This is a genomic window from Fulvivirga aurantia, assembly GCF_009711475.1.
In the GTDB taxonomy this organism is placed as follows: Bacteria; Bacteroidota; Bacteroidia; order Cytophagales; family Cyclobacteriaceae; genus Fulvivirga; species Fulvivirga aurantia.
Genome location: NZ_SMMD01000631.1, coordinates 1 through 4,897 on the forward strand (window position 1 = coordinate 1; position 4,897 = coordinate 4,897).

7 protein-coding genes are annotated in these 4,897 nt (G+C 40.6%); 3 read left to right on the plus strand and 4 right to left on the minus strand.

The genetic code is table 11. The features are described from left to right. Positions 1–1,080: DKNYY domain-containing protein (locus E1176_RS06090; RefSeq protein ID WP_185152662.1), on the plus strand; the 1,080-nt coding region annotated here is incomplete at its 5' end. Positions 1,081–1,099: 19 nt separating this feature from the next. On the opposite strand, the gene E1176_RS06095 is transcribed toward E1176_RS06090, so the two are convergent. Next, entirely contained in the window at positions 1,100–1,519 is a 420-nt protein-coding gene (locus tag E1176_RS06095) for a DUF1801 domain-containing protein (RefSeq protein ID WP_155209673.1), read from the minus strand. Positions 1,520–1,650: 131 nt separating this feature from the next. Here E1176_RS06095 and E1176_RS06100 point away from each other — a divergent pair, with 131 nt between their 5' ends. Next, positions 1,651–2,436 (plus strand): SDR family oxidoreductase, encoded by a 786-nt coding sequence (locus E1176_RS06100; RefSeq protein ID WP_155209674.1) that lies wholly within the window; start codon positions 1,651–1,653, stop codon positions 2,434–2,436. 41 nt (positions 2,437–2,477) lie between these two features. On the opposite strand, the gene nhaA is transcribed toward E1176_RS06100, so the two are convergent. Beyond that, positions 2,478–3,773, minus strand: coding sequence for a Na+/H+ antiporter NhaA (gene nhaA / locus E1176_RS06105; protein ID WP_155209675.1), 1,296 nt, complete (start codon positions 3,771–3,773; stop codon positions 2,478–2,480). Between the two features lie 112 nt (positions 3,774–3,885). On the opposite strand from nhaA, the gene E1176_RS06110 reads away from it, so the two are divergent. Beyond that, complete coding sequence (locus E1176_RS06110; protein WP_155209676.1) at positions 3,886–4,233, plus strand: DUF3140 domain-containing protein; 348 nt, start codon at positions 3,886–3,888, stop codon at positions 4,231–4,233. Here the strand turns inward: E1176_RS06110 and E1176_RS06115 are convergent. Continuing rightward, the gene (locus E1176_RS06115; RefSeq protein WP_155209677.1) at positions 4,230–4,463 is read right to left on the minus strand and encodes a hypothetical protein; all 234 of its coding nucleotides are present in this window, start codon (positions 4,461–4,463) and stop codon (positions 4,230–4,232) included. The two genes, E1176_RS06110 and E1176_RS06115, sit on opposite strands and share 4 nt — an antisense overlap. A gap of 122 nt (positions 4,464–4,585) precedes the next feature. Then, positions 4,586–4,897 (minus strand): hypothetical protein (locus E1176_RS20925; RefSeq protein ID WP_222933097.1); only part of this gene is annotated, 312 nt, incomplete at its 5' end.

The following is a 4,897-nucleotide window of genomic DNA, read 5'->3' on the forward strand; positions in this document are numbered from 1 at the left end:
AATACTGCCTTTAACATCATTACTGCCATTTTATTGCTGGTTTGGGGTTTTCTTATCATGATGTCACCCATGCTGGTGGCTTCGAGAGGTTTTGAAGACCGACTGTCATCCATTCTCACGGCCATATTCATTATAGGCTATCCGGTGATAATTTTTGTGCTTTATAAACTACTGGGTTATAAGTTTTTCGGGATGACTCCCAATGTATGGCTGATTGGTTTTTCTGTCGCTACATTGTTGATTTGCACGCTTTATGGGTTTCCTGGTATGCTTATGAATTTAAAACGGGGTATCCCAAACTCTGGCTATTTTATAGGAGAAAGTAATGTTTACCTCAATGGAGAAACGATTGAGGATGCAGATCCCGCTTCATTTAAGATTATAGATGACTCCCAGTATGCAGTAGACCATGGCAGGGTGTATTACTATGGCAGGGTGGTAGAAGGAGCAGACCCAGATAGCCTGGGGCCGGTAATAAACGATGCTGAAGATACACTGGGCTATCAATCGCCAGTTTATTGGAAAGACAACAAACATGCAATATTTGAAGGCAGGGTGATGGAAGGGTCTGACGCAGGTAGTTTTGAGTACATTTCAGGCCTTTATGCAAAAGATGCCAATCATATCTACTACGAAAACGAAGTTCTTACTCAAAACGACCCCGACAAGGTTAATTTTTTAAATAAGGGCGTGCTGAGCGATGGAGAAGCTCTCTATATTTACTCAAAGAAGTCACAGGTGAGGGTAGATCTTGAAACTGTTGAAGTGGTGGAGAACGATTATGGGATGTATATTAAAGATAGCCAAAATGTATACCTTCTTTTTTATAGAGATGAAGAGCCCCTGGCTAAAGTAAAAGAAGCTGATCCGATAACTTTTGAATTGATGGAGCGATATTATGCTAAAGACAATAATCGTGTGTATTACTATGGAAGCAATGGCAGCAAACCAGTCGTAGTAGTGTTGAAAGAAGCTGACCTTAAGAATTTTACATTAGGTTATGACAGAGATACAGAAACAGAAGCTCGTGATGGTGTCAACCACTATATGAATGGTAAATTGGTAGATGTAAGTCGTTAGGTTGCCGATCGCATAAAAGCTAAACACCCAACATCGGAAGATGCTTTACCTTATGATAAGTGAGAGCAAGCGTAATACATTTTATTAGAGGTGTTTTTGGTAAAGTGCTATTTACATTTAACTCAATGGCTCTGTTGCCCTGATATTGGAGTTCTTCTCCATAGAGTATTTTAAAGGTATTAACAAGCTCTGTAGAGCAGATAAAATACAAATAATATTTATCTGGTGTATTTTCTTTCCAGTCCATGCGTATTGTGCTGCCTGTTTTGGAAACATAACTAGGCTCACCCCATTTGGTAGTTTCTAAAAGCTTCTCAACACCTTCCGTAGCGGTGGCCGTATCAATAATCAACTGTCTGAGCTCAAGTAACTTTTTTCTCGCGCGTTGAGGGTAGCTGCTGAGTATTTCTGAAACCTTATGACTTTCTACAAATTCCATAAGCAATGATTTTTGATCAAGATAAATACTGTGAGCGACAACCCTATGTCAGGAGTGTAAAATTTACAGTCAAAAAAATGAAGCTCGTGTAATTCTATGCCGACCAGGCTTATATTTCCTAATTTCACAACATGAAAACAATCAGCATTTTGGGTTGTGGGTGGTTGGGCCTTCCATTGGGAGAGTATTTGGTAAAAAGGGGTTTTGTCGTGAAGGGCAGTACTACCCAGAAAGAAAAACTTCAGGAGCTAGAGCATGTCGGAATAAAGCCCTATCATTTATCTTTCGAACCTGATTTGGTGGGTGAAGCCAGAGATTTTTTTGATTCAGAAATTTTGATTATCAATCTTCCACCTCGCAATAGGGAAGGAGTACCCAATTTCTATGAGCTGCAACTTGAAACTATCAGATCCTACGCACAGGGTTCTGTGAAACACGTGCTTTTCGTTAGTTCTACGGGTGTTTACCCTAACAGTAATCAGGAAGTGACTGAGGAGGATGCAGACGTAAATTGCCTGTCGCGTAGCGGTATTCCATTATTGAAAATGGAACAGATTTTTACCCAATCAACAGCTTTTGAAACAACAATTATGCGTTTTGGCGGACTGTACGGACCCGAGAGACATCCTGGTCGGTTTTTGGCAGGAAAAACTGATCTATTAGGTGCTGACAACCCTGTGAATATGATACACCTTGAAGATTGCTTGGGTGTAATAGAGGCGATAATTGATCAAGGTCTCTGGGGTGAGACTTTCAATGCCTGTTCACCAAAGCAGGAGACACGAAAAAGCTTTTATCAAAGTGCCGCAAATGATTTGGGTTTACAACCGCCAACATTTAATGACCAGCCTCAACCTTTCAAAAAAGTAAGTAGCGAAAAACTGATCAAACTTGCTGGCTATAAGTTCAAGTACTGATTACTCTGGCAGATAATCGCCCATTAGGGATAACTTTGAATCTACTTGGCTTTACCAGTAACTCTCAATAGTGTATAACCTATTACACCCGAAAGAATCGAGCCGAGAATAATCCCAATCTTGGCAGAATCTATATAGATGTCATTTCCGATAAATGCCAGGTTGGCGATAAAAATTGACATGGTAAAACCTACACCGGCTAAAATCGCCACACCTAAAATCTGTGTAAAGTTAGTTTCATCAGGTAAAGAAGCGATTTTAAATTTTACACCCAGGTATGATAGCAACATGATACCTACAGATTTACCCACCAGGAGGGCTAAAGCAATATTTATAATCAGCCCGGTTTCTACTTCCATATCTGTACTTACAGCTACTCCGGCATTGGCCAACGCAAAAATCGGCATGATTGCATAAGCTGACCATTCGTGAAGTTTATGCTCCAGGTGCTGTAATCGAGGCTTATATTTCTTAATGAGCTTCTTCAGTTTTTTGACCTCTTTTTCCTGTGTTTTTGACAGTAGAGGGGTATCTGTAGTTTCTGACTCTTCAATTTTTGAAGCGATTTCGCTTACCCTTTCTGCAAAGAATATGCTTTCAATCTTGTTTTTAATGGGTACAGTAAATGCAAGTAGCACACCAGCGATTGTAGGGTGTATTCCGGCTTTTAGAAAAAGTAGCCATATCACACAGCCAGCCACAATAGTCACTTGTTTTGTATACTTTCCCGATTTTGTCAAAGCAATTAATACCGCCAAAATAGCCAGTGCATACACAACTAACATCCACTTGATACCACCACTGTAAAAAATGGCGATGATCAACACAGCACCGAGGTCGTCTACTATGGCAAAAGCTGTGAGGAATATCTTCAAACTTAATGGCACACGATTGCCCAGTAACTTGATGATTGCCAGTGTGAAGGCAATATCTGTTGCCATGGTGATACCCCAACCATCTGCGGTTTGCGGGTTGGTGTTTAAGGTAAGGTAAAGAGCGAGTGGTGCAAGCATACCACCTACAGCAGCCAGTAATGGGAGGGTAGCCTTTTTTAGTGAGTTTAGCTCACCGATCAGAAGTTCACGCTTTATCTCCAACCCAATCAGAAAAAAGAAAACAGCCATCAGGCCATCGTTTACCCATAAGATCAGTGGTTTTATGAGTTTAAAGTCTCCGAAGGTAAAGCCCATTTTATATTGCCAGATCGCCTCGTAAGAGGACGCCCAACCAGAGTTGGCCCATAGCAGCGCAATGATTGTGACAGCAAAAAGCAGTATGCCACTAAAGCTTTCAATTTGAATGAATTTTTGAATAGGGTTTAATACCTTTTTGAGCATAGTTTATTGGTAGCTGATTTAATTAAATACACAATCACTATTGATATTGTTATTGCGATTTTCCTATAAAACTTTTCTAGTTAACTCAGGTTAGTGTTTTAAAGAAAGAGATATGTCAGAAAAATCACGAGATGAAATTTGGGAAGAGTGGAGAGAGCTTGTAAACATGCAACCCAAAGAACTGGAAGAGTGGCTGGATACCGAAGAAAGTAAATCTGTTGGTGACAGTGATGGTAGCGAATCAACAGGCCACCAGTCAGGAAGGAAAATTGTAAAAATTAAGAACACCAATAAAGACAATCTTAGCGATGATCAGTGGGATCACATGACAGAAGTGGTAGGGTATATCAAACGTCATTGCTCACAAGGAGGACCCAAAGATGATGTGGAAAAAAGCACCTGGAGATACTCGTTGATGAATTGGGGGCACGATCCCATAAAGGATGATGGTTGTGCTTAAGACTTGCTCCGTTTAAAATCTTTGCTGGTGAGTACAAACCAGACAGAACCGATTGCAATCGCCAGTACATCGTAAACATCTGCGACAAATCTTGAAGAAAAAAAGGGGAACACCACCTCAGCCACAAATGCCAGAAATAGTGTGGTAACAATAACATCGATTACCCGCAACTCATCATCAAAAAACAAGAAACGCTCAGCGGCTAATAAATGCAAAGCCAGTGCGCTCATACAAAAGGGATCTACGTAATTATCAATGAAAGTAATCCTTATCTGAAATATGATCTCAAGGAGCTGATGCCCTAAAAATACAATGAGAGGGATGAGAAAGCTGTAGTGATTAAATCGGCTAATCATAAGGCAACGACAAATGCGACAATAAGAGCAAACAGTAAAAAAGGACTGAAGGCAATGAGCGTAAGCACTCCAAGTATATCTAAGAGAACTTTTCCTGTTTTAGTGAGCCAGCTATCGTCTTCTTTCCAGGTTGTCATTTCTCTGAAATTCTGGAAATAGCCTTTAGCAGCTTTTTTTATCATGTTGGCATTAGATTGACCCATTGCCCTAACAACCCAGGATTGAGGTTTTTGTTTGGTGAGAGCCCCGCTTACAGCGCAGCGAAGGGATAGAGATTCCCACCTTCGTGGGAATGACGTTCTAAAAGG

What these genes read in the sequence shown, in the direction of transcription:
- E1176_RS06095 (WP_155209673.1), bottom strand. Translation starts at nt 1,519, where the DNA reads ATGGAATTTGTAGAAAGTCATAAGGTTTCAGAAATACTCAGCAGCTAC.
- E1176_RS06100 (WP_155209674.1), top strand. Translation starts at nt 1,651, where the DNA reads ATGAAAACAATCAGCATTTTGGGTTGTGGGTGGTTGGGCCTTCCATTG.
- E1176_RS06115 (WP_155209677.1), bottom strand. Translation starts at nt 4,463, where the DNA reads ATGAGCGCACTGGCTTTGCATTTATTAGCCGCTGAGCGTTTCTTGTTT.
- nhaA (WP_155209675.1), bottom strand. Translation starts at nt 3,773, where the DNA reads ATGCTCAAAAAGGTATTAAACCCTATTCAAAAATTCATTCAAATTGAA.
- E1176_RS06110 (WP_155209676.1), top strand. Translation starts at nt 3,886, where the DNA reads ATGTCAGAAAAATCACGAGATGAAATTTGGGAAGAGTGGAGAGAGCTT.